The organism is Dysgonomonas gadei ATCC BAA-286 (assembly GCF_000213555.1).
Classification (GTDB): domain Bacteria; phylum Bacteroidota; class Bacteroidia; order Bacteroidales; family Dysgonomonadaceae; genus Dysgonomonas; species Dysgonomonas gadei.
Genome location: NZ_GL891983.1, coordinates 351,783 through 376,218, shown reverse-complemented (window position 1 = coordinate 376,218; position 24,436 = coordinate 351,783). Strand labels below are relative to the sequence as shown.

The window sequence follows — 24,436 nt, the reverse complement described above, 5'->3', positions numbered from 1 at the left end:
AATGAAAATAAATAAGATATTAATGGCTTCAGCTATAGTAGGTACATTAGGCCTGTCAAGCCTGCCTTCATGTAGTGAAAGTTTTTTGGATGAAGAATTAACGACGCAGTATAGTACCGACTATTTCAAGACACAGGAAGGACTTGATGCATTGGTTACCGGCGCTTATTCTAAGTTGAAATTCAAATTCAATTACGTTTGGGGAATTAACATGTTCAATTTAGGTGTGGACGAATTTACAGATGCGAATAACTCTATTCCTAGTTACAATTGTTATAGTTTAGACCTGAGTTCCTCGGAAGGTGAATCTCTTTCCCCATTATGGGATAATATGTATGGTGGCATAGAATCAGCCAATACGATTATACAGAATATGCCTCTTTATTACAATCAGAGCAGCGCAACTTACAATACCCGTCTGGGCGAAGGATATTTTATGCGGGGTTATTTTTATTTACAATTAGTAGTTCAGTTTGGAGGCGTGCCACTGAAGTTGGCTCCGTCTACATCTGTTGAGACTTATTTTACTCGTGCCTCTGAAGCAGATTGTTTTGCTCAGGTTATTTCCGATCTTAAAGCTGCGTATGATATATTACCTACAACCCCGTCAGAAACAGGACGCATTACAAAATGGGCTGCTGCGCACTATCTGGCAAAAGCTCACCTGACACGTGCCAGTGAATTGTATTCTTCATGGAATTCTTCTTTGGTCTCTGCGGATCTCGACGCTGTAATAAAATATGGAGGCGAAGTAGTAGCTGCTCATCCTTTGTGTAATGATTTTGTCGAATTGTGGGATTATCAGAAAGCAAACAGTGCAAACGAGAAAGCTACAGAGGTAGTCCTGGCTGCACAGTTCTCTGATGATCAGGCTACATGGGGACGTTATGGAAATCAGATGCATCTGTATTATCCATCGGTGTATCAGGATATTGCAGGTACTGCACGTGATATTTCCGGAGGACGTGAATTCTCGTATGCGCGGGCAACAAACTATGCATTGGATGTATTTGACCGAGTAAACGATTCCCGTTTCTGGAAATCTTTTATCACTAATTATGGCTGTAACACTACAGCAGCAGCGCCAACATGGACTGAAGAAAATGCTAAACTGGGTCCCGCCGGTACAGTAGCCGGTGCTAAACGTTTTGTAGGAGGCGAATTAGCAATTAAATATATTGTAAATAATGCCGGTGATACCCGTTACCAAGCGGTAGCTAACGATGCAACAGGGGTATTGAAAAATGGAGTAATGGAAAATACACATACTTTTGTTCGTTACTTTAAAGGGGAGCCTCAGCAATGGGTTGGAATTCATGGTAATAATGGCTATTATGGAGTGCAAAAACGATCGGTGGCCTTGTCTAAATATCGTGACGGATACCGCATCAGCATTGCATCACAGTTTGGAACACGCGATGCCATTATGGCTCGTTCGGCAGAAGATGTACTAATGATAGCAGAAGCATATATCCGTAAGGGTGAATCAAATTATTCGAATGCAATAACCTGGATAAATAAACTACGCGACCGTGCAGCATATAAGAATGGGGAAGACCGTACAAAACATGTTGATGGTGGTCAATCTTATAAAAATAACTCTTATTGTAATGGTAAAGGTGGAGGTTATTCTGCCGATGGCGCAATTTATTGGGATAAAAATACATATTACGAATCTAACAATATTGCGTCAACTACAGCGGAAACAAAAACATCCATGCTTATAAACTCTGTCAGCGATGTATATAATTCGACAGTAGACACTCCTATTTATGAAAAATTGGGTTGTACTTCCAATGCGGATAAGATGATGTGTTTCTTATTGAATGAACGTACTCGTGAACTTTGTGGCGAAACATACAGATGGGAGGATCTTGCCCGCACCAAGACTCTGGAGGCCCGCTGGAAAGCATTTAATGACGGATATGTCAGAGGTAATACTGCCTTTAAAGCTACGACACACTATTACCGCCCGATACCTCAATCTTTTCTGGACGGTATAACAAATGAGAGCGGAGCAGCTTTAACATCAGAAGAGAAACAACAAATACAAAATCCGGGCTATTAATTATAGCATAGATTCAATAATGAAAAGCCAAGTCCGGTTAATAGCTTTATTAGCCGGACTTATTTAGCCATCCTGTAAATAATTGCTGTTTATGAAATATTATATATTACTTACCTTGTTGTTACTTATTACAACACATCTTGTCTCCCAACCCAATTATGACTACTCTAAGCTCAAAAGGGAAAAGCTAGGACGAGGACTCGTTGCGGTAAAGAAGAATAACAGCACAAATTCTATAAGCTGGCGTTATCTTTCATCTGATGCTTTAGATGCATCTTTTAATATATACAGAAACGGGGAAAAGATAAATGCAGAACCTGTTTCAGGGAAAACGTACTTTGAAGACAAAATACAATCAGATGCAGCCGTTATCTACCAGTTAAAACAAATACGAAAAGGGAAAGAGGTTGATGAACAATCTTACGTATTACCCGCCGATGCACCTATTGGCAACTTAAATATTCCATTAGACATACCTTCGTCAGGTATAACTCCCGACGGACAAACATATACCTATGCACCCAACGACGCTTCGGTAGGAGATGTCGATGGTGACGGAGAATATGAAATAATATTGAAGTGGGACCCTTCAAATGCCCATGACAACTCACATAACGGTTATACCGGAAATGTATATATAGACTGCTACAAATTGAGCGGTGAAAAATTATGGCGTATAGACCTCGGACGGAATATCCGTGCAGGCGCGCATTATACACAATTTATGGTCTACGATCTGGACAATGACGGCAAAGCCGAGATTGTTATGAAAACAGCAGACGGGACTACCGACGGAAAAGGAAATATCATAGGTGAGGCTGATGCCGACTACCGAAATAAATATGGGTTTATAATAGAAGGACCTGAATATCTTACAGTCTTCAACGGGCAAACCGGCGAAGCAATGTCTACAATCGACTATATACCGCAACGCGGCGATGTTAGCGCATGGGGCGATGCCAGAGGCAATAGGGTAGACCGTTTTCTTGCTTGTGTCGCTTATCTCGACGGAGAGTACCCGAGTGTGGTTATGTGTCGCGGATATTATACACGCACTGTTCTCGCTGCCTTCGATTGGCGGAACGGTAAACTTACGAACCGCTGGATATTTGATTCCGATCAGCCCGGAAACGGGAAATATGCCGGGCAAGGCAATCACAACCTCAGGGTAGGAGATGTGGACGGGGACGGATGCGATGAGATTATATACGGTTCGTGTGCAATAGATCACGATGGAACAGGTCTGTACAGCACACAGATGGGGCATGGCGATGCGATGCATATGACAGTGTTCGATCCTCGCAAAAAAGGAATGCAGGTCTGGGATTGTCACGAAAACAGGCGCGATGGCTCCAGTTACCGTGATGCCGCGACAGGGGAAGTCCTTTTTCAGATAAAATCAACCGAAGATGTCGGACGTTGTATGGCTGCCGATATTGACCCTGAGCATACCGGAGTGGAGATGTGGTCGCATTTCAGCAATGGTATTTACAATGTGGATGGGCAGTGTATTAATCCTTCTATAGAAAATGTATCGGTAAATATGGCTTGCTGGTGGGATGGCGACTTGCTGAGAGAGTTGTTGGATAAAGTAAGTATTACAAAATATGATTATAAGAATAAGACATCGAATGTTTTATTTTCTGCCGATGAATGTCTTTCCATCAGTGGAACAAAGGCTACTCCGTGCCTGCAAGGCGATATTATCGGCGATTGGCGCGAAGAGGTGCTTTTCAGGACAAAAGACAATCGGAACCTGAGATTATATGTATCTACACATGATACCGATTACCGATTTCATACGTTTCTCGAAGACCCTGTTTACAGGATTAGTATCGCCACTCAGAATGTAGCTTATAATCAGCCTACCCAACCCGGATTTTATTTCGGGGCCGATCTGGGTAAATGTTTTCCCGTAAAGGATATTATTGTAGATAAGGATTATATAGAACTCAATGCCGGAATGGATTATGACACATATAGCTGGTCGGTAGGAGGAAATGAAAGAATAAGAAAAATAACAACGAAAGATATTCCCGTAGGTAAGAAAACAAAAGTTGAACTGACTGTGACTTACCGTGGATACGAGTTTAAGGACTATGTTTATATAACATTTAAATGATGAATAGATATACTGTAATCTTAATAGTACTCCTTTGCCTGTCCCTTTTTACCCGGGCTTCGGATATCGGCAAGCGTTTTCCTTCTGAGAAATTTGTGATGGTAGATACCCGTACCGGATATACGATAACGGCACTTACAAACGGCACGTATAGCGATGCCAAATTATATCCGACGCATCCGCAATGGACTTCGGATGGGAGGTATATCGTTTTCAGGTCTTCCGACCGTTCGGCAGATAAGCATTCACAGGCATTTGCCGTGTCGGAGGCGACCGGGGAGATTATACAATTGACAGACGGTGAGGGTACTGGTACAGGCAGTCTGAATGTGGCGCGCCTTTCCAATAAATTATATTATTTCAGAACGGAGAATAATGTAAAAACACTGATAGAGCTAAATCTCGATTCATTACTTAATGATAGTTACAGAAATACCATAAAGCAAAAAGAAGCATACGAGCGAGCTATTACAATATTACCTTCCCACCTGGCAGAGTCGGGTGGTTTTACTCTCGACGCCGATGAATCGAAAGCATATGTTGGTGTACGGCTTGTTGGGGCAAAAGTAGAAAAAACAGAAGGTGATAATGAATTCCGTATAGCGCAGGTACCTTCAGGCATAAGGGCTATTGACCTCAGAACAGGAGATATATCTACTGTCGTAGATGTACCTTTTACAATGGGACATGTACAGGCAAATCCTTTTTTTGCAGGAGAAATCCTGTATTGTCAGGAAACAGGAGGTGATGCCCCGCAACGCATGTGGATAACAAAAGCGGATGGCTCGGATAACCGTCCCTTATTTGCAGAAGACGCCAATGATTGGGTAACTCACGAAACATGGGTAGACAGAGATCATGTATATTTCAATGTGATGGGGCATCTACCCCGTTTGCGAAAGAGACCGACCGGCTTATTCCGCATTAATGTGAGAACTGATGAAGTACAACTACTCGGACAATTGGATTATGGTTCAGGGTTCTGGCATTGCGGAGGCACTTCGGATGGAAAGTGGGGAGCATCGGATAATTTCGAAGGGGAAGTTTATCTTATAAACAGTATGACCGGAGAACGGAAGTTGTTAACGGCAAATCACCGGATGAAGCCGGATCATACACATCCTTCGTTCAGTCCGGACAATACGCGCGTACTTATACAGTCGGGATATTTGTCTGATGGCAATAAATTAAGCCTGATGGTGATTAATATAGCACAAGCCATGAAATAGGGAACTTAGACCTAAATTTCTATCTATTTGAATGATTTTACATATATTAATCCCATAAGAAAACCTTTATTTGTAATAAAAAAATACCATGAAGAAACAGGGAATTCTACTCACTTTAAGTTTAATCTTTTTAATCAATAATTTTAATCTCTTCGCTCAAAAGAAGCAGGAAAAAGTAAATGATTTCAATACGCCATTACATCTTTTGACTCCCGATTATAATACTCCATACAGGGAACTGACCGAAAAGGATATAAAAGCATCCTTGGACAGGGTCCTGAAATATCTGGATGAAGCTACTCCGGCACGGGTTGTAGATAAAGATAGCCATAAGGCAATTACCGACTTATCCAAAGTGGATAAAAATGCGATTCTGGAACGTGGCAATTTCCGCCTTGCAAGTTATGAATGGGGGGTAACCTATTCCGGAATGCTTGAAGTGGCGAAGGCTACCGGCGATAAAGCGTATTATAAATATGTGGACGACAGATTCAGATTCCTGTCGGATGCCGCCCCTCATTTCAAAAGACTGATGAACGATTACGGGGTTATCGACCCGCAGATGAAACAGATGCTGACCCCTCATGCGCTCGATGACGCAGGCGCTATGTGTGCCGCGATGATAAAGCTGCAGCAGGATAAACCTGACTATGAGCTGAGAAGTATTATAGACAATTATATGAACTACATCATGTATAAGGAATATCGCCTGAGCGACGGTACGTTTGCCCGTAAGCGCCCGCAAATGAACACGCTCTGGCTCGACGACATGTATATGAGTATCCCTGCGATAGTACAAATGGGAAAACTGACAGGAGACGCCAAATATTATAATGAAGCGGCGAAGCAAATCAAACAATTCTCGGAACGTATGTTTGTGAAAGAAAAAGGATTGTATATGCATGGCTGGGTAGAGTCTATGACAGAGCATCCTGCGTTTTTCTGGGGACGTGCCAACGGATGGGCAGTGCTGACTATGACCGAAGTACTGGATGTATTACCCGAAAACCACCCTGAACGGCAACGCATACTGGAACAGCTGCGTGCACATATCAAAGGAATAGTTTCGTATCAGTCGGGAGAAGGATTCTGGCATCAGTTGCTGGACAGAAACGATTCGTATCTGGAAACGTCGGCTACAGCGATATATGTATATTGTATCGCCCGTGCTATAAACAAAGGCTGGATAGATCCCCTGGCTTACGGTCCGGTAGCGCAATTGGGCTGGAACGCGGTTTCTACCAAGATAAACAGTGCCGGAGAGGTAGAAGGTACTTGTGTAGGTACAGGCATGGCATTTGATCCGGCATTCTATTACTACCGTCCGGTGAATGTATATGCGGCGCATGGTTACGGGCCGGTATTACTGGCAGGAGCGGAAATGATAAATCTGTTGAAAAAATTCTATCCGCGTATGAATGACAGTGCCATACAATATTACACATCTCCGCAGACAACCAAATCTCCTATATTCGGTATTGAAGACTCTACGCGCCCCGATGCGATAGCCTCAGGCAGTTCACGGGTAAACGATAAAGCTCCTGTGATATTCCTTATCGGCGACTCTACCGTGAAGAACGGCCGGGGGAAAGGTGACGGCGGTCAGTGGGGCTGGGGAAGCTTCTTTCAGCAATTTTTCGATACCACACGTATATCAGTGGAAAACCATGCATTAGGCGGACGCAGTAGCCGGACATTCTTTACCGAAGATCTCTGGAATAAGGTATTGCCGGGTATCCGCAAAGGCGACTATCTGTTTATACAGTTCGGACATAACGATGGCGGCCCTCTGAATACAGGGCGTGCGCGTGCTTCACTCAATGGTACGGGGGATGAGTCTCAGGTGGTAATAATGGAACGTAACGGCGGCCCCGAAGAAGTGTTCACTTTTGGTCACTATCTGCGTATCTATATCCGTCAGGCGAAAGCGGTCGGAGCCATACCGGTTGTGCTGTCCCCTACACCCGGCAACAGATGGACAAACGGAAAAATGAACCGTATGACCGAAACATATACCAGATGGGCAAAAGAAGTGGCTCAACAAGAAGGCGTAGAATTTATCGATCTTAATGACCGCACGGCTGATAAATGCGATACAATGGGTGAAGAAAAAGGAAAGCAGCTGTTCGTTGACAGTGTGCATACAACATACGACGGGGCTATCATAAACGGGCAGTCGGTAATAGAAGGCTTACAAAGTCTGAATGGTTTTTCTTTGAACCAGTATATATTGAAATAATAACATATCATGAAAAGACAAGCTTTTAAAATGTATTTGAAACCGGGATTCGAAGCAGAGTATGAGAAAAGACACAACGCTATCTGGCCGGAATTGAAGCAATTACTCAAAGATACAAGCGTATCCGATTATACGATTTTCTGGGATAAGGAAACGAATCTATTGTTTGGTTATCAGGTTATTGATGGCGATAGTTCCTCTCAGGACTTAGGCGGTAATCCGATTGTGCAGAAATGGTGGGCTTATATGGCTGATATTATGGATACGAATCCGGATAACTCGCCCGTATCCATTCCATTGCAGGAAGTTTTTCATATGGATTAAACAGTATATCAAATGAGAAAAACCTGTTACATCTTTCTGTTTCTTTTAAGCTCGATAACTGTTCTCGGACAGCAGACGATTTATAAATTCAACTTTACGGATAAACCTGTAAAAGGTTACGTTTCTGTGCCGTCGAATACTATCTATGGCGAAAATTCGGTATACGGATACGATTTGAATACAAATCCGACAAATGGAAATTCCTTTTTCTTTTCTGTAGATGTACCCGAAGGCAATTATAAAGTGACGGTTGTACTGGGCAGTGATAAAGGTGAAAGCAACACAACCGTGAAAGCCGAATCGCGCAGGCTCATGCTTGCCAATATCAAAACCTCAAAGGGTAAATATTCGACTCATACTTTTGCCGTGAATATTCGTAATACAAAAATCGGAGATACGGATTCGGTACGGATAAAGAAGCGCGAAACAGGAAAACTTATTTGGGACGATAAACTTACGTTGGAGTTTAACGGGAAGAATCCGGTGGTAGCAAAGATAGAAATAGAAAAGGCCGATAATATTCCGACCATATTCCTTGCGGGAAATTCTACAGTGGTGGATGAAGCTGAAGAGCCGTGGTGCGGCTGGGGACAGATTTTTCCGAGATTCTTTACCTCTGATATTGCGATAGCCAATTATGCGGAATCGGGTGAAGCGGCCAATACATTCGTTGCCTCAAAAAGATTTGCCAAACTCCTTTCTAAAATGAGAAAAGGCGATTACCTGTTCATCGAGTTCGGACATAACGACCAGAAACAGAAAGGAGAGGGGAAAGGTCCCTATACAAGCTATAAAAGCGATTTGAAATATCTGGCCGATAAAACTCGAGAAAAAGGAGCGATTCCGGTACTGGTAACATCTATGCACCGTCGCTTCTTTGATGATAACGGGAAAGTGAAAAACACGCATGGCGATTATCCCGACGCTGTAAGGCAATTGGCAAAAGAAGAAAATATTACACTCATCGACCTCAATAATATGAGTGCGACATTATATGAAGCTTGGGGTGTGGAAGGTTCAAAACGAGCTTTTGTCTATTATCCCGCAGGTACTTTCCCGAATCAGAAAGAACCGCTGGCTGATAATACACATTTCAATCCTTATGGAGGAACCGAAATAGCCAGGTGCATACTAAAAGGCATGATCGATAATAACCTGCCTGTAAAAAAATACATCAGAAAAGATGTCAGGCCTTTCGATCCGGCTCATCCCGATGACCCTGATAAATTCGATATTCCGGCCACTCCATTCTCCTCGATGGTAAAACCGGACGGTAACTGATATGGAATAGACTAAAATTGACAGATACATAAAATCTTGAAATAAAAACTTTTATAATTATATGAAACGAACTGCATCAATCATTCTCGGAGTATTCTCTTTATTATCCATTTCGGTATTCGGACAACAGCGTACCGATGAAGAATGTATAAGGGCTGTAGCCGACAATATATTGAAACAACCCGTGACACAGTTTGTAGGAGTCACTACCGGAGCTACATACAACAGCACAAAGGAAATACTAAAAGGTGAAGACGTCAGGTTTAAAAGTCCGCTTACAGAGTGGCATTATTCCAATGGAGTGCTGGATATGAGTATGATGCATCTGGGTGAATACCTCAATGAGCCAAAATATACGGACTATGCGAAAAATCACGTCGCTTTTGGCTTTGCCAATTACGGGTATTTCAAAAATACATTCCGTAACGACCGCAAACATTGGCACTGGCCTTTCGGGCAATTATGGAATACGAAGGAACTGGACGATTGCGGGGCAATGGGAGCGGCAGTGATTGATGTATATATGCTGGATAAGAGAGCGGAATATAAGACATATATAGAAACGGCAGCCAATCATATAATGAACGGGCAGGTACGCTTATCGGACGGTACGCTTTGCCGGACATTTCCCCGTAAGATGACGGTCTGGGCCGACGACGTTTATATGAGTGTCTCCTTTTTATCGCAAATGGCAAAGATGACAGGGGACGCTAAATACTATGACGAGGCAGCGCGCCAGATTATCAATATTGCCGGTTACCTGTGGTGCCCCGAAAAGCAACTGTTTTACCATTGCTATTATACTGATATGAAACGCAATGGTGTGGCATTCTGGGGACGGGCGAACGGTTGGATAACTGTCTCTTTAGTAATGCTTCTGGATGTAATGCCGGAGACTCACCCGAGGCGTGGGGAACTTATAGCCCTGCTTGAAAAACAGATTGTCGGTGCATCCCGATACCAGAATGCCAATGGCATGTGGAATCAGTTACTGGATAAGCCTGAATCGTATGACGAGTCATCTGTTACATCCATGTATATCTATGGCATTGCTAAGGCTGTGAACAATAAATGGATAGATCCGGCTTATACTGCTATGGCCCAGATTGCATGGAAGGCCTTGAAGGAAACACAGATAACAGAAGACGGACATTTCAAAAATGTATGTGTAGGAACAGGAATCACCGACGATCTGCCTTTCTATTACAACCGTCCGGTAGGCGAGAATGAAAAGCACGGGTTGGGGCTTATCATTGATACGGGTATAGAAATGATGAAACTGGCAAAGTCTCAGAGCCGGAAGAAATAATGTGATCGGAAAGTAATAATTTTATCTATATATTGTTGTCAAAGTGTTGATAATGAGTGAAAGGTTGCAGGTTTTAAAATATGTAATATGTGTTACCTTTGTTACTTTTTCAAAGTAGTAAGTATTGAGTATAAAGTAAAAAGAGGTATTTACTATTAACTGAAAGAAGCTGTTACTTTTGTTACTTTTTGAGAATTTATGTAGGGGCAATCCCTTGTGGTTGCCCGCCTGTTACATAATGGGCAGGCACAAGACCTGACCCTACGAGAATAACAAAGGTAACAGTAGAAAAATAATAAAAAAAGTGTTACATGTGTTACCTTTTTTGAATTGAGAGTTGACAATGGACAGTTAATAATGACTGGTTGTAAGAACAAGATTTTATTGTTAACTGCTAACTGTTCACTGTATTTAGGGGACTAATAAATAATATAATTATGATAAATAGTATCCGTTTTTTTATTTTAATAATCTGTTTATATGTGACTTGCATGGCTTATGCGAGCCGCATCCCCGAATTGAGCTGGGTAGAGAAAACGGGTGCGAGAAATATACCGAAAAGTAACAGGTCGTATAACGTAGCGGACTATGGCGCGGTGGCCGATGGTGTTACAATGAATACAAAAGCTATTCAGAAGGCCATCGACGAATGTGCCCGGAATGGTGGCGGAACTGTTACCTTTTCTCCGGGAAAATACCTTACAGGCTCCGTTTATCTGAAAGAAGGGGTTCATTTTATTATTCCTAAGCACACCACTTTGCTCGGCAGTACCGATCTGAAAGATTACCCCGAGATGAATACACGGGTTGCAGGGATAGAGATGCAGTGGCCATCGGCGTTAATCAATGTTCTGGGACAAAAAAACGTGATGGTGAGCGGCGAAGGAGTGGTGCATGCACAAGGTAAAGTATTCTGGGATTCCTACTGGGCAATGCGTAAGGATTACGAAGCTAAAGGGTTAAGGTGGATTGTGGATTACGATTGTAAACGCCCGCGTACACTTTTGGTTTCCGAATCGTCGGATGTAACGGTAAAGGGACTTACTTTTCGTCAGGCGGGATTCTGGACTATACAGATTCTCTATTCGTCTTATTGCACTGTGGACGGGGTTATTATCCAAAACAACGTGGGAGGGCATGGGCCGAGTACGGATGGGGTGGATATAGATTCATCATCCTATATATTAGTAGAAAACTGCGATATAGATTGTAACGATGATAATTTTTGTCTCAAATCGGGGCGTGATGCCGATGGTTTACGGGTAAACCGTCCTACCGAATATATCGTGATACGTAATTGTATATCGCGTGCAGGCGGAGGATTACTCACATGCGGCAGTGAGACCTCGGGCGGTATCCGTCATGTGCTTGCCGAAGGGTTGAAAGCGAAGGGGACAACGGTAGGTATCCGCCTTAAATCAGCGATGAACAGGGGTGGCACTACCGAACATATCTATATCAGGGATGTAGAAATGGATAATGTGAGAACAGTGTTTGAAGCGACAATGAACTGGAACCCATCATATAGTTATTCTACTTTGCCCAAAGAATATGCAAACAAAGAAATACCTGAACACTGGAGGAAAATGCTTGAAGAAGTGGAACCGGACAAAGGGATGCCCTACTTCAATGATATATATTTATCCGGTTTTAAGGTGCGGAATTCGAAAACGTTTATGAGTGTGGAAGGGAGTGAAACTTCCCAGATGAAGAATTTCAACTTCAGTGATATAGATGCCAATGTAGACAGGATAGGCGATGTCAGATATGCAAGAGACTGGAAATTTGACAATATAAATATAAAAGCGAAGAACCGGGAGCCTGTTGTAATCGAAAACAGTGAGAATGTTCATTTCCCGTCAGGTGTTGTGGCTATAGAAACGGATTTTCCTTATGCCCTAAATGGAGTAAGTAAAGAGGCGAAAATAAAAGGCGCCGCACATCCCGAATTTTCCTTCCCTTTACCTGAAATGGCCGGAAATTTAAAGTTCGGGATTATACAAGGGCAGAGCAGCAAATGGCTGAGGGATTTCAAAGTAAAAAATGTAAAGCAATCCGGCAGGCAATTGATATACAGGCTTTCCGATCCGGTATTGAAAGGAGGAGAAATTACTGTAAATGCGGTTGCGTTGAGCTCTTCGGATGGACTTATTATAGAGGTCTCCGCTGTAAAAATACCGGCTGATATTTCCTTGTTCTGGTCGTACGGAGGAGCTTATGGAAAAGTGTTGGAAAAGACAGATAATGGTAGTTTAAAGCCTGTTTACTGTAAATACAATGTGTTCAGCGTGGAGTGGACAGCCTTTACTTTGTATTACGGGCAAAGTATGAAACTGAAAACGATCAATGCTGTTATGCCGGTTTCTTCCGAAATCCGTTTGTCGGATGCCTATATGCAACAGTCTCCACTCTCTTTCTTCGAATCGGGGAAAAAGACGGATGCTCCGGCTTTAGCGGCTGTTTTGCCTCTGAAAAGCGGACAGAAAGAATACTTCTGTATATACCGGCAAAACGAAAAGGCTGATTATAACCATTATATGTTACCTATGCTCTTTCAAAAAGAGAAGGGCGATATAGTTAAAAATAAATAGAATGAAAAAGAGTATTACAATATTTATACTCTTATTACAATATATGTTTGTCGGTCCTCTATGGGGGCAGACTGATACAGTGTTCAGTGTATTTTGTTTTCCTTCAGATAAAATCCCCCAAATTGATGGGAACACCGATGACTGGGATATTGTGCCCGATAGCTATATTATAGGCATGGAATCTATGACCGAGGACGAAGGGAAGCACCGCCGCCCCGATAAGGCGAATCTGGATATAAAAGTGAAAGTAGGATGGGTACAAGGGCTGAACAGATTATACTTCTTCTACGAAGCTTATGACGATTACTGGTCTTTTACGCGTGACGATCTTATGGTAGATATATTCGAAGTTGTAGTTGATGGTGACCGATCGGGTGGTCCTTTTATAGATAAGTTTTATCCGTTCAGGGATGTAAGTAAAGAAGATGCCTGGCAGTTGTTTCACGGGCGGCATGCTCAGAATTATCATATATACACCCCGGCCAAAAACGGTGATTGGTGTATGTATTGGGGGCCGCAGCAGTGGCTCAAAGAGAAACCATATTCCGATTATGCATACAACTATAATTTCAAAGAGGGCGAAAGCGGTAAGCTTATACTTGAGTTTTATATAAGTCCGTTCGATTATGCTTCACCCAAAGGAGCGGATCATTCAATCGCTTCCGAATTGTGGGAGAATAAACTGATCGGCCTTTGCTGGGCTGTTATTGATTATGATAATAGTCAGGGAAAAGAGAAAGACGGATTCTGGAATCTGTCGAGACATCATACAATGTACGGGAATGCTTCCGAATTGCGGACATTCCGTTTAATGCCGTTAGAATGAATGTTATGAAAAATATATATTTAATGTTGTTGGTTATCAGTTCTTTGAGCTTGAATGCATCCGTTTTTTATAATGTAAAAGATTACGGGGCAAAGGGCGATGGCACACAAATAGATTCGCCGGCTATAAACCGGGCTATTGAAGATGCCGCAAAGAACGGGGGAGGGACAATATTCTTTCCGGCAGGTACATACCTGAGCTATTCGGTTCGTCTGCAAAGCAATATAACGCTTTATCTGGATGCAGGGTCTGTATTATTGGCTGCTTATCCCGGAGAAGCATCAGGATATGATCTGGCAGAGGATAATGAACATAACCGCTTTCAGGATTTTGGCCATAGCCACTGGAAGAATAGCCTGATATGGGGGATAGAACTTGAGAATATAACGGTTTGCGGTCAGGGTATGATAGACGGTCGCGGACTTACCCGCGAAGAAAGCCGGCTGCCCGGAGTGGGGAATAAGGCGTTGAGCCTGAAACTATGCCGCAATGTAATCCTTAAAGAAGTGACGATGGTCAACTGCGGACATTTTGCACTATTGGCTACAGGTGTGGATAATATGACTATCCACAATGTAAAAGTAGATACAAACAGGGATGGCTTCGATATAGATTGCTGCCGCAATGTCCGTATATCGGATTGCTCAGTAAATTCACCATGGGACGATGCTATCGTACTGAAAAGCAGCTATGGTTTAGGATTCTTTCGGGATACGGAGAATATAACTATAACGAACTGCTATGTAAGCGGATACGACAAAGGCTCGGTAATAGACGGTACATTCCGCCGGAATGAGCCGCAAGCCCCTGATCAGGGTTATGTAACCGGACGTATAAAGCTGGGCACGGAGTCGAGTGGAGGATTCAGGAATATCAGCATATCTAATTGTGTATTCGAGCGTTGCCGTGGTCTTGCCCTCGAAACGGTGGACGGAGGCTTCTTGGAAGATATAGTTATCAACAATATTACAATGCGGGATATAGTAAATGCTCCTATCTTTCTTCGTCTGGGTTCGCGCATGAGAAGTCCTAAAGGCACGCCGATGGGACGCATGTCGAGGATAACGATCAGTAATGTCAATGTGTATAATGCCGATTCGCGCTATGCTTCTATTATTAGCGGTGTGCCCGATTACCATATTGATGATGTGACCCTGTCGGATATCCGCATATTATATAAGGGCGGCGGCACGGCAGAGGACGCAAAACTTACTCCTCCCGAAAATGAGAGCTTATATCCGGAGCCGTGGATGTTCGGCACCATACCCGCATCGGGATTCTTTATCCGCCATGCACATAATATAGAACTCAATAATGTGCAGGTAGATTTTATGACTCCGGATTATCGTCCTTCTCTTTGGTTGAAGGATGTGGACGGTTGTCGTTTGATTAACTACCGGGCAAAAGTGGCAAAGGACGTAGAGCCTTATGTATTGTCGGAAGTAAAGGGATTCAAAGTTGAATTGAGTGAGATTTCCGAGTTTTAAAAGTCATTGATTTTACTCTTGAATGTATGATCCAGAAAGTTAACCATATAGCTAACAGTTGTGTTGACCCATGGATGAAACAGCCAGAAAGGGTGTGGGGTATCTTCCAAGGTATGTACTTCGGTATAAATATTAAAGGTAGACAGCTTCTCTATAATCTCGTCCCGGCCGCCATGAAAGCGTGGAATGGAGCTGTTGATAAAGCATACAGGAGGAGATTGATCCGTTACATGGTGAATAGGAGAGGCCGTTTCCCATACCTCTTTATCTTCCTCATAAGTGCTTCCCAGCCATTTGACCGATGCGGGGATCTTGTTTTTAGACAGGGATATGCGAGATGCTTTCAGTTCATCACCCGAGAAGTCGGATATGCCGTCTATGTTTATGATCGCATGGACTTTACTTGAATATTGGGGATATTCCTTCGGATTCTCAAATGCGGTCTGCCCATTGGTTATTCCTGTAAGCATGGCCAGATGTCCTCCGGCCGAGCAACCCGAGATAGCTATCCTGCAAGTATCTATGCCGTATGTGTCTGCGTTTGCACGTATCCACCTGATAGCTGTTTTCAGGTCAAATAGAGCCGCCGGATAGATCGCTTCAGGAGATAACCTGTATTCAACCGGGATGGTTACATAGCCTTTTGCTGCTATCTGTTGTGCCATAGGTATTTGGAGAGACAAGTCTCCTGAACTCCATCCGCCACCATGTACCATAAGTAGGGCAGGGTACTTGTTGTTACCTTTCGGGCGATATACGTTGAAATGTAGCTTCCTGCTTTCTGTGGGGTTGGAATATACCAGATGTTCTATTACCTGCACGGATTCTGGTAGACTGGGCAAGGCTTTTTTTATTTGAGGATATTGTTTAAGAGCCTTTGTATATGCACTATGCAGCGTGAACGATGTATCTCTGGGGATTCCATCTATCATAACCGTCTGCGCTTGCGTAATAGCAGATATACACAGAAAGAATATAAGTGTACAGTAAAATCTCATAACTACTTCATTTATATCAGGAGGGAGAGGCAATGAGTAGTAGTTGCCCCACCTCCCAATAAAACCTAAAAACAATCTAAACTGAAAGTATTACTCAGTAACCCTGAACCAATCTATATCCACCCTTCCGCCATCGTTTTTCTGGATAGGGCGGGTACAAAATGTACCTATTTTGGCTCCTATCCATTTTCCTTCTTTGGCTTTAAAGTCTTTGCCTAATCTGGCATATTTCTTATCATCGGCGCTATAGCTGAACGAGCAAGTTCCGTCCCGGGATAGTTTAACCCGAAGGAAGATGGTTCCGTCTTTCAAAGTCACCGATTCATTTGTAGATTCTGTATTACCTTTTTCAGCATTGATGCATTCATTCTGGGACAATAGAAACCCTTCTTTTGTATTTTCGAAAGAAAGCAGGGCATAGTCTATTCCCATCACTACGAGCCCTGTACGTTCACCATAGAAGCGCGCATCTGGCCTGAATGTAAGTTTCATCGTTGCTGTAAAAGAAGGAGCCGGAGTTTTCTGTAATAATAGGTTCGGCACATCCCAAAGGCTTTTGTAATCATCAACTACCGGAACCGAATACAGGCTCAGACAGCCTTTTTCCTGATTGGTAAAGTACCACCACGACTGAGGATTGGCATGCCATTGCCATTGCAGACCCAATTCATTCGTATTGAATTCATCGCTTTCTACAGGAGTGACTATCGGATATGTCTTTCCTACATCTGGTTTTTTATATGTCAGTACCGGATTGCCACAACCGTCACCATCTCTGTCTTCGCCAATTACCGGCCAGTCGTTTTTCCATACCATTGGCTGTAAGTGCATAATACGTCCCAAAGCGCCTACATCCTGAAAGTGCAGGAACCAGTCTTCTCCGGTCTGTGTATCTACCCATGCACCCTGATGAGGTCCGTTTATAAGAGTGTTTCCCTGTTCCATTACTACTTTCCGTTCATATGGGCCGAAGATATCTTTCGAGCGCATAGCTACCTGCCATCCGGTAGCAACACCTCCCGCAGGAGCGAATATATAATAATAACCATTCCGTTTATAGAATTTAGGGCCTTCTATAGTAGGGTCTATATCGTGTCCGTCGTATATTATCTTCGATTCGCCTACGGCTTTTTTACCATCGGGAGTCAGGCGTGTAACAGCCAGCAAACTTTTTATTCCTGCACGACTGCCTGCATAGCCATGAGCCAGATAAACATTGCCGTCATCATCGAAAAGCGGACAGGAATCTATAAGTCCTTTACCCTTTTTGACTAGGGTTAAAGGCTCCCATTCTCCCGCAGGGTCTTTCGCTTTAGTCATAAATATCCCTAAATCAGGATCGCCGTAGTAAATGTAAAATTCACCTTTATGATAACGGATAGCCGGAGCCCATACGCTGCCACCGTGATTTACACCTTCTCCGAGCGAAGCATCTTTTGGCATCCTATTTATAGCATAGCCTATAATAGTCCAGTTTACCAAATCCTTTGAGTGCAGAACCGGTAGACCCGGTATACAGTTGAAGCTGGATGCAGTCATATAATAATCGTCCCCTACACGGCAGGCATCAGGGTCGGAGTAATCGGCATATAAAACCGGATTCTTGTAGTTGCCGTTTCCTAAGTCCGATACCCATACCTTAGACACATAGTCTTGCGCCAAGATACCGAGAGGTATAATACAAAACAAAAAGCCTATAATTGTTTTTTTTGTTATATCCATTACTTTAACTCTTTAACTAAATCCTCTATATTTTGTTCTTTAAGCCCTTCCACAAATAAGGTCGCTATTGCTATGGCCCCTTTTTCATTGAAGTGCGTATTGTCTGTGTTCCCTTTCGGGAAGTTTTTGTTTTCTCCCGGCTTCAGGTGCAGGAACAGTGGCTTGGAATCTTCATCTCCCAGTCCGGTGATCAATGCTTTACTCTTTTCATACATATCTATCATCGGTATCTTCTCCTTTTTGGCTACACCCCGTGCCAAATCGAGATATTTGCCATGCGAGTCCTGAAATACTCCATTCTTATCGAACCGACGTCTTACTACCGAAGTACATATGATGGGCTTTGCTCCTTTGGCCTTGGCTTTCTCTACAAACATGGTAAAGTTTTTTTCATATTCTTCCGGAGTCGTATAACGGTCTTTTTTCTCTATAGCAGCATCATTATGTCCGAACTGTATAATTAGATAATCATCTTTACTAATGTTGTCTATTACTTGCTGCCAAAGACCTTCTGCAATAAAAGAACGTGAACTACGGCCATTCTTTGCATAATTCTTTATTTCAACATTATCATTGAAGAAAGTAGGAAGAAGCTGTCCCCATCCCTTTTCGGGAAATGGTTCACAGATGGAATCGCCCGATATACTGTCGGTAACTGTTTTGAATAAAACCTTGTCAGCCATGGTGGAATCACCGATCATAAAAATACGTTTTTGTGCAATCGCCGAAAGGCTTAACAGGCAAAGGGTAATTATCAGAAGTACAGATGTCTTATTCATGGTTATTTTAATTATGTCAATTCAAAAAAGGTAACAAAGGTAACACGGAAAACAATTAAGAATTAAGAATGAAAAATTAAGAACCAACGGTCAGCGGAGCTAAATTTTTTTCCTCGTAACTGCCCTAAGGGCGAAGTAACCTGTAACTGTTAAAAAGTAACAAAGGTAACAACCTTTTCAACGTTTTTCATTCTGTCACTTTTTGTCGTATAACACGCTTGTTATCCTTATATACAGATAAAGTTATATGGATAAAGTAACACTTATCCTTTAATTACTGATCCGTATTAGTTAATGGATTCCAGTTGTCACAGCCATTCAGTACATTTTCAATAGTGTATTCTTTTGCTTCGTTGGAAGATAATATTTTAGCCCATTTTACACGGCTTGATGTATTTGCTCCCTCGCCTTTGTTGTTATATTCCATATAGCGGACCGTCTTTTCATTGTCGGCATTGCGCCAATTGTCCCATCCGGTCGTATTTATTTCTTTTGGGAGGGTACAGTTCATAAATAAAGTCATGGAATAAGCCCTCCAGGGACGGCCAAGATAGACAGCATTAACGCCGTTGGCCATCGTGATTGTACAATTGTTGAATATATATCCGTATCTGATATTTTCCGGTGTATTGGCTGCTGTAATATATGAGTTCCTTTTGCAATGAATAGTACACTTTTCGAACCAGGCAGTAGACGGGCCGAAAATAAAATCGGTAGTACCTTCAATGTAGCAATTCTCAAAATATTGCCTTGCTCCGTCTCTACCCGCGTAGAGCGTATCCTGATGACCGAGCAGGCGGCAATTGCGGAGTATGACACGGTCACCTTCGATATGCAGGGCAACGGCCTGCCCGAGTTCTGCGGAAGAGTTTTCTATCGTGAGGTTTTCTAATGTAATATCGTTCCCGCTCAGAAGGAAAGTATATGTCTTGAATGTACCCATTTTATTGATATTCGCATGATCATCATAGTTGATGATAGTTGTATTCCTATCTTCTCCGATCAAGCGTATATTAGTGATATGCGGAGGTATGATCAACTTCTCTTTATACACTCCGTTCTTTATGAATATGGTTATTGTCCCTCTGGGATCGGCTGTGCGGACAGAATTAATTGCTTCCTGTATGTTCCTGAAATCGCCGGTTCCGTTGCGGTCGACGGTCATTTCGGTCTTCTCCTGAGCATAAAAGACGGTGGAAAATAATAATAAACAGGTTAAAATTATATTTTTCATTCTTATTCTTTATTTTATTAAAAGGCTATTCAGGTAAACTTCCAGATAGGTATAGCCTTCTTTGTCTATATCATTTGCCAATTTGCCCGGATAATGTTTTTCCAGCCATCCGTCCGGAATACCATCTATATTTGAATCGACGGGTACGGTTTTAGGGTCATAGGTATATATTTCCCATCCGCCCACATCATTTTGCGAATCAATCAGGCCCGGCTTGGTTCCAAGTCTACCCGAGGCTCTGACAGGAGTTAGTCCTCTGACAGTCTCGTTCACTACTCTTGTATCTGTTTTATCCCGTTTATAACTGGCTCCGGCATTTGCCAATACTTTTTTATAAGCATCCTTTGCATCATCCGTTGATATATATGGTACATCGAATGGTTTGTCAACCACGATATCCTTAATGTCCTTAGATGAAGGGTTAGGTTGTAAACCTATCAGATTATTTTTGTTTACTTTTTTATTTCCGGGGAAATAATTTCCATCCAAGAAGAATTTACCCCATATTCCTTTGACCTGTTTGTTTGTTCCGTCATCGGCATTCGGTGAAAATATCCTGTCGGGGTTTGAGGAAGTGGGAGAAGGTTTGTAGTAGTTGTTGACAAAATTATACCTGCCGCCTTCTCCTGCATATCCGCTGTTACTTCCCCAGTTATATATTACATTGTTCCTGAAATCTACGAGTTCCAACTCTGACTGGTTGCTGTAGCGGCTTCCGCACATGCGCGGATTGCGGCTGTCGTGATGAGCCAGAAGATTGTGATGGAATGAAGCTTTTTTTCCTCCCCATATTGCTCCATAGCCATGATTTCCTTTCTGATGAACAGACCCCCGCAGGCTTTCGGAAATGATACACCATTGCATGGTGAAATTCTCATTATCATAAAAGGAAGAGCATTCATCCGTACTCCAGCTCATAGAACAGTGGTCTATGATAATATCCTTGTTGCGGAAACCATATAGCGCATCATCCTGTACTTTTTGTAAATCTCCAAGCCGGAAACGCATATAGCGTATTATAATATTATTGCCTTCTACTCTTACCGGGTAATCTGCGATGCAGATACCGTCACCGGGCGCACTCTGCCCGGCAATAGTGGTGCTGTCGGATATTTGCAGTTTCGATTTCAGATGAATAATACCTGCGACTTTAAAAAGAATTGTTTTTGCCCCCGGCCTTTTCAGGCACCAGCGAAGTGTACCTTCCTGCGTTTTTTTATTACCAGTTATTGTATCTTCGAGGGAGTTAACGTAATATACTTTTCCACCCCTGCCTCCTGATGTATACATACCTCCACCTTCTGCACCGGGGAATGCGGGAGTTTGAGAAATTAATGATATGGTGCATAATATTCCGGTTAGATACAGTAATAATATTTTCATTTGAAGTTTATTTATTGAGTAAGATACTAAGCATAATAAATGGCCCTACTGCTTTAGGGTCGTTATCCCTTACGGGCTCATTTATATAGTATTCGTAACTTCCGTCGCGATAGCTTTTATCTCCGCCAAGTCCGGCAACGCTACAACCGTCAATGAGTGATATAGTACCGTCTCCGTTATCTTTTATAAATCTTTTTACAAACTGGTCATAAGCTATTCCTCCTTTTTCGAGATAACTTTTATCCAGATATCCTTTCTGAGCACCTTTCACCCATGTATAGATAAACATAGCCGATGCACTCGATTCTATATAGTTACCTTTGCGCCCCATCTGGTCGGTTACCTGATACCACATTCCGGTTTTTTCATCCCTGTATTTTTCGATAGCGGACGACAGATTTTGCAGTAATTTGATTATATCCCCACGTTTTTCGTGGTTTTCAGGTAGGTAATCAAGTATATCCACCATTGCCATCATATACCAACCTATACTTCTCGACCAGAAATTAGGAGACAGTCCTGTTTTTTTGTCAGCCCATCGTTGCTCCTTGCTTTCGTCCCAGCCATGATAGTAAAGGCCTGTTTTGGCATCATACATGTATTTATGTACATCCAGTATTTGAACAACAACATCATCAAATAACTCGGGTTCATTGAACGTCTTAGCATATTCTGCAAGAAAAGGTCCTGCCATGTATAGCCCATCCAGCCATACCTGATGGGGGTATATCTTCTTATGCCAGAAACTACCGTCGGCAGTACGCGGATGTGTCCGCATCTGGTCGCGCATCAGGTCGAGAGCTTTTTTGAAACGCTCCTGTTTGGTAAGCGCATACATAGGAAAGAGAAATTTACCGGAGTTTACACGGTCTATATTGTATTCCAGAGGTTTGTAGGTTTTTATCTGTCCGTCAGGTTCTACCATGAGGTCGGCAAAACTATATACATAGTCGTAATATGTTTGATCGAAAGTCTTTTGCCATGTTTGAAATATGGCTTGCAACTCAAGTCCGTGGCAATAGTTCCATTTGGGAGCTTTGGAAAAATCGAGCATCCACGATTCGGGGTTTCGCTTGATTTCCGAATCGGTCAGGCGGACATAATATTTTGTCTGGGCTTCCATTGATATGATGGAAGCTATAGACAATAAAGAAATAAGTAGTTTAGCCTTCATACCGTCCTTTTATTTTGTTTCGTTGATAAGAGTTTTATCTATCGTTTTTGGTAAATGTATATCTTTATTGCTTCCGCTGATATTTACTACCTCTTTCAATGTCGACGGATATTCAAATCCGGATATATATACATCTTCTACATTTTTTAGAATCAATGCAGCTCCTTCTTTCGGATTGATCCTTACATTTTTGAAATGAATACCTTTCGATTCTACAAGCTCTGCACCGATTATTGAAGTGATAGTAACATCTTCAACGTTTATATTTTCAATCTTCATTTCCGGCAAGCCGTTAAAAAACATAGCCCGGCGCGCATTTCGCGACACAAGGTTTTTTACATAAATATTTTTGAATGCAGGAGTTGTTTCGTCCACTGCCAGAATAGTAGATGTTACAGGTATGGTATCGCCATCTTCAAGCGATTCTACCGCCGATTTACCGCCATAATAAAGGTCGAAAAGGAACGACTCGGTTGCAATGTCAAACATATTTATGTCTCTAATATAAATATTTTCCACCACACCGCCACGGCCACGGCAACTTTTAAATCTCAGGCCTACGTCTGTACCCAGAAACTGGCAGTTGGATACCAATATATTCCTGACACTACCCGACATCTCACTACCTACAACAAATCCTCCATGTCCCTGAAAAACTTTACAATTATCTATCAATACGTTTTCAGTAGGACGATTGCGTCGGCGACCGTCTTCATCTTTGCCCGATTTGATGCAGATAGCATCGTCACCAACATCGAAGATACTGTTTACTATAATGGAATTCTTACATGATTCCAGATCCAGGCCATCTCCATTTTGCGCATATCCCGGGTTGCGTACCATTACATTGTCTAAGATCACATTCTCGCACATTAGAGGGTGTATGTTCCAACTTGGTGAATTTTCGAACAGAACACCTTCCAGTAATACATTTTTGCACTCGATGAAGCTCACCATTACCGGACGAAGAAAGTCTTTGATCTCCATCCATTCGGCTTCGGTCAGATCATGACGGGGGACGTTCATGTCACTTATTTCAAGTCCTTTCAGAGAGCCTTTTGATGGGAACCAGTAATTACCATCTTTGACTACACCTCCGGAGTTAATTACTTTTTTCCAATGGATTTCTGTCACTTTACTTTTTTTCAGAGGTCGCCATGCTTCACCCGAACCATTAATGGATCCTTCTCCGGTTATAGCTATATTTTCAAGGTTACGTCCTGATATAGGTGATTGGCAACGGCGTGTGTCAAGTCCTTCAAATACAGTGTTGACAAGCGGATACAGGTTGAAATCGGCGGAAAATAATATTAAAGCGCCTTTTTCTAAATGCAGATTTATATTTGATTTGAAAACAATGGGACCTGTATACCATACTCCGGAAGGTACGAAAAGAGTTCCGCCTCCTTTATTAGACAGGGCGTCCATTGCTTTTGCAAACGCGTCTGTATTCAGGGTAATCCCATCGGGTATTCCGCCAAAATCGGTAATTGATACTTTATTGTCAGGGAATACCGGACGTTGAATGGCCGGCATTTCGAATGGCAGGTTTTTGTAAAGATGGTTATATCTGTTTTCAGCCTTTGCCGTGCTTACAGAAAGCAAAATATATAGAAGGACAAAAGACATTTTTGTCAAAAAATTCATATCATTACTTTTTTTAGATAAAG

The 24,436-nt window shown here is 42.4% G+C and carries 17 protein-coding genes and 1 pseudogene; 11 read left to right on the top strand and 7 right to left on the bottom strand.

Annotated elements, in window-relative coordinates; genetic code table 11:
* The first annotated feature begins 1 nt into the window (after position 1).
* From HMPREF9455_RS11550 to HMPREF9455_RS11505, 11 genes and pseudogenes are all read left to right on the top strand, one after another.
* The gene (locus HMPREF9455_RS11550; protein WP_006799878.1) at positions 2-2,068 is read left to right on the top strand and encodes a RagB/SusD family nutrient uptake outer membrane protein; all 2,067 of its coding nucleotides are present in this window, start codon (positions 2-4) and stop codon (positions 2,066-2,068) included.
* 91 nt (positions 2,069-2,159) lie between these two features.
* Positions 2,160-4,190 (top strand): rhamnogalacturonan lyase, encoded by a 2,031-nt coding sequence (locus HMPREF9455_RS11545; RefSeq protein WP_006799877.1) that lies wholly within the window; start codon positions 2,160-2,162, stop codon positions 4,188-4,190.
* A complete protein-coding gene (locus HMPREF9455_RS11540) occupies positions 4,187-5,419 on the top strand; it encodes an oligogalacturonate lyase family protein (RefSeq protein WP_245532184.1) in 1,233 nt (410 codons plus the stop codon). Before HMPREF9455_RS11545 ends, HMPREF9455_RS11540 begins: the two co-directional genes overlap by 4 nt.
* 88 nt (positions 5,420-5,507) lie before the next feature.
* Positions 5,508-6,905, top strand: a pseudogene (locus tag HMPREF9455_RS21805) (glycoside hydrolase family 88/105 protein); the annotation flags it as partial.
* Between the two features lie 57 nt (positions 6,906-6,962).
* A complete protein-coding gene (locus HMPREF9455_RS21800; protein ID WP_395858105.1) occupies positions 6,963-7,658 on the top strand; it encodes a rhamnogalacturonan acetylesterase in 696 nt (231 codons plus the stop codon).
* A 9-nt stretch (positions 7,659-7,667) separates the two neighbouring features.
* Positions 7,668-7,982 carry an L-rhamnose mutarotase gene (gene rhaM / locus HMPREF9455_RS11530; protein WP_006799874.1) on the top strand — a complete coding sequence of 105 codons (315 nt, stop codon included), beginning with the start codon at positions 7,668-7,670 and terminating at the stop codon, positions 7,980-7,982.
* A gap of 12 nt (positions 7,983-7,994) precedes the next feature.
* Complete coding sequence (locus HMPREF9455_RS11525) at positions 7,995-9,263, top strand: rhamnogalacturonan acetylesterase (RefSeq protein WP_006799873.1); 1,269 nt, start codon at positions 7,995-7,997, stop codon at positions 9,261-9,263.
* A gap of 61 nt (positions 9,264-9,324) precedes the next feature.
* Positions 9,325-10,572 carry a glycoside hydrolase family 88/105 protein gene (locus tag HMPREF9455_RS11520; RefSeq protein ID WP_006799872.1) on the top strand — a complete coding sequence of 416 codons (1,248 nt, stop codon included), beginning with the start codon at positions 9,325-9,327 and terminating at the stop codon, positions 10,570-10,572.
* 491 nt (positions 10,573-11,063) lie between these two features.
* The gene (locus tag HMPREF9455_RS11515; protein WP_221408048.1) at positions 11,064-13,163 is read left to right on the top strand and encodes a DUF4450 domain-containing protein; all 2,100 of its coding nucleotides are present in this window, start codon (positions 11,064-11,066) and stop codon (positions 13,161-13,163) included.
* Position 13,164: 1 nt separating this feature from the next.
* Positions 13,165-13,989, top strand: a complete 825-nt coding sequence (locus HMPREF9455_RS11510; RefSeq protein WP_006799870.1) for a hypothetical protein — start codon at positions 13,165-13,167, stop codon at positions 13,987-13,989.
* Positions 13,990-13,994: 5 nt separating this feature from the next.
* Entirely contained in the window at positions 13,995-15,476 is a 1,482-nt protein-coding gene (locus HMPREF9455_RS11505; RefSeq protein WP_044216097.1) for a rhamnogalacturonidase, read from the top strand.
* Here HMPREF9455_RS11505 and HMPREF9455_RS11500 read toward each other — a convergent pair.
* The 7 genes from HMPREF9455_RS11500 to HMPREF9455_RS11470 form a co-directional block, all read right to left on the bottom strand.
* The gene (locus tag HMPREF9455_RS11500; RefSeq protein ID WP_006799868.1) at positions 15,473-16,474 is read right to left on the bottom strand and encodes an alpha/beta hydrolase; all 1,002 of its coding nucleotides are present in this window, start codon (positions 16,472-16,474) and stop codon (positions 15,473-15,475) included. The genes HMPREF9455_RS11505 and HMPREF9455_RS11500 overlap by 4 nt on opposite strands.
* 90 nt (positions 16,475-16,564) lie before the next feature.
* The gene (locus HMPREF9455_RS11495) at positions 16,565-18,196 is read right to left on the bottom strand and encodes a glycoside hydrolase family 43 protein (protein ID WP_006799867.1); all 1,632 of its coding nucleotides are present in this window, start codon (positions 18,194-18,196) and stop codon (positions 16,565-16,567) included.
* Positions 18,196-18,975 (bottom strand): rhamnogalacturonan acetylesterase, encoded by a 780-nt coding sequence (locus tag HMPREF9455_RS11490; RefSeq protein WP_006799866.1) that lies wholly within the window; start codon positions 18,973-18,975, stop codon positions 18,196-18,198. Before HMPREF9455_RS11490 ends, HMPREF9455_RS11495 begins: the two co-directional genes overlap by 1 nt.
* Positions 18,976-19,249: 274 nt before the next feature.
* Positions 19,250-20,209: a pectinesterase family protein gene (locus HMPREF9455_RS11485; protein ID WP_006799865.1), complete on the bottom strand. Its 960-nt coding sequence runs from the start codon at positions 20,207-20,209 to the stop codon at positions 19,250-19,252.
* Positions 20,210-20,218: 9 nt separating this feature from the next.
* Positions 20,219-21,592 carry a pectate lyase family protein gene (locus HMPREF9455_RS11480; protein WP_006799864.1) on the bottom strand — a complete coding sequence of 458 codons (1,374 nt, stop codon included), beginning with the start codon at positions 21,590-21,592 and terminating at the stop codon, positions 20,219-20,221.
* Between the two features lie 7 nt (positions 21,593-21,599).
* Positions 21,600-22,766 (bottom strand): glycoside hydrolase family 88/105 protein, encoded by a 1,167-nt coding sequence (locus HMPREF9455_RS11475; RefSeq protein ID WP_006799863.1) that lies wholly within the window; start codon positions 22,764-22,766, stop codon positions 21,600-21,602.
* 9 nt (positions 22,767-22,775) lie between these two features.
* Positions 22,776-24,413: a glycoside hydrolase family 28 protein gene (locus HMPREF9455_RS11470; protein WP_006799862.1), complete on the bottom strand. Its 1,638-nt coding sequence runs from the start codon at positions 24,411-24,413 to the stop codon at positions 22,776-22,778.
* Positions 24,414-24,436 lie beyond the last annotated feature (23 nt).

What these genes read in the sequence shown, in the direction of transcription:
- HMPREF9455_RS11550 (WP_006799878.1), top strand. Translation starts at nt 2, where the DNA reads ATGAAAATAAATAAGATATTAATGGCTTCAGCTATAGTAGGTACATTA.
- HMPREF9455_RS11545 (WP_006799877.1), top strand. Translation starts at nt 2,160, where the DNA reads ATGAAATATTATATATTACTTACCTTGTTGTTACTTATTACAACACAT.
- HMPREF9455_RS11540 (WP_245532184.1), top strand. Translation starts at nt 4,187, where the DNA reads ATGATGAATAGATATACTGTAATCTTAATAGTACTCCTTTGCCTGTCC.
- rhaM (WP_006799874.1), top strand. Translation starts at nt 7,668, where the DNA reads ATGAAAAGACAAGCTTTTAAAATGTATTTGAAACCGGGATTCGAAGCA.
- HMPREF9455_RS11525 (WP_006799873.1), top strand. Translation starts at nt 7,995, where the DNA reads ATGAGAAAAACCTGTTACATCTTTCTGTTTCTTTTAAGCTCGATAACT.
- HMPREF9455_RS11520 (WP_006799872.1), top strand. Translation starts at nt 9,325, where the DNA reads ATGAAACGAACTGCATCAATCATTCTCGGAGTATTCTCTTTATTATCC.
- HMPREF9455_RS11515 (WP_221408048.1), top strand. Translation starts at nt 11,064, where the DNA reads ATGGCTTATGCGAGCCGCATCCCCGAATTGAGCTGGGTAGAGAAAACG.
- HMPREF9455_RS11510 (WP_006799870.1), top strand. Translation starts at nt 13,165, where the DNA reads ATGAAAAAGAGTATTACAATATTTATACTCTTATTACAATATATGTTT.
- HMPREF9455_RS11505 (WP_044216097.1), top strand. Translation starts at nt 13,995, where the DNA reads ATGAAAAATATATATTTAATGTTGTTGGTTATCAGTTCTTTGAGCTTG.
- HMPREF9455_RS11500 (WP_006799868.1), bottom strand. Translation starts at nt 16,474, where the DNA reads ATGAGATTTTACTGTACACTTATATTCTTTCTGTGTATATCTGCTATT.
- HMPREF9455_RS11495 (WP_006799867.1), bottom strand. Translation starts at nt 18,196, where the DNA reads ATGGATATAACAAAAAAAACAATTATAGGCTTTTTGTTTTGTATTATA.
- HMPREF9455_RS11490 (WP_006799866.1), bottom strand. Translation starts at nt 18,975, where the DNA reads ATGAATAAGACATCTGTACTTCTGATAATTACCCTTTGCCTGTTAAGC.
- HMPREF9455_RS11485 (WP_006799865.1), bottom strand. Translation starts at nt 20,209, where the DNA reads ATGAAAAATATAATTTTAACCTGTTTATTATTATTTTCCACCGTCTTT.
- HMPREF9455_RS11480 (WP_006799864.1), bottom strand. Translation starts at nt 21,592, where the DNA reads ATGAAAATATTATTACTGTATCTAACCGGAATATTATGCACCATATCA.
- HMPREF9455_RS11475 (WP_006799863.1), bottom strand. Translation starts at nt 22,766, where the DNA reads ATGAAGGCTAAACTACTTATTTCTTTATTGTCTATAGCTTCCATCATA.
- HMPREF9455_RS11470 (WP_006799862.1), bottom strand. Translation starts at nt 24,413, where the DNA reads ATGAATTTTTTGACAAAAATGTCTTTTGTCCTTCTATATATTTTGCTT.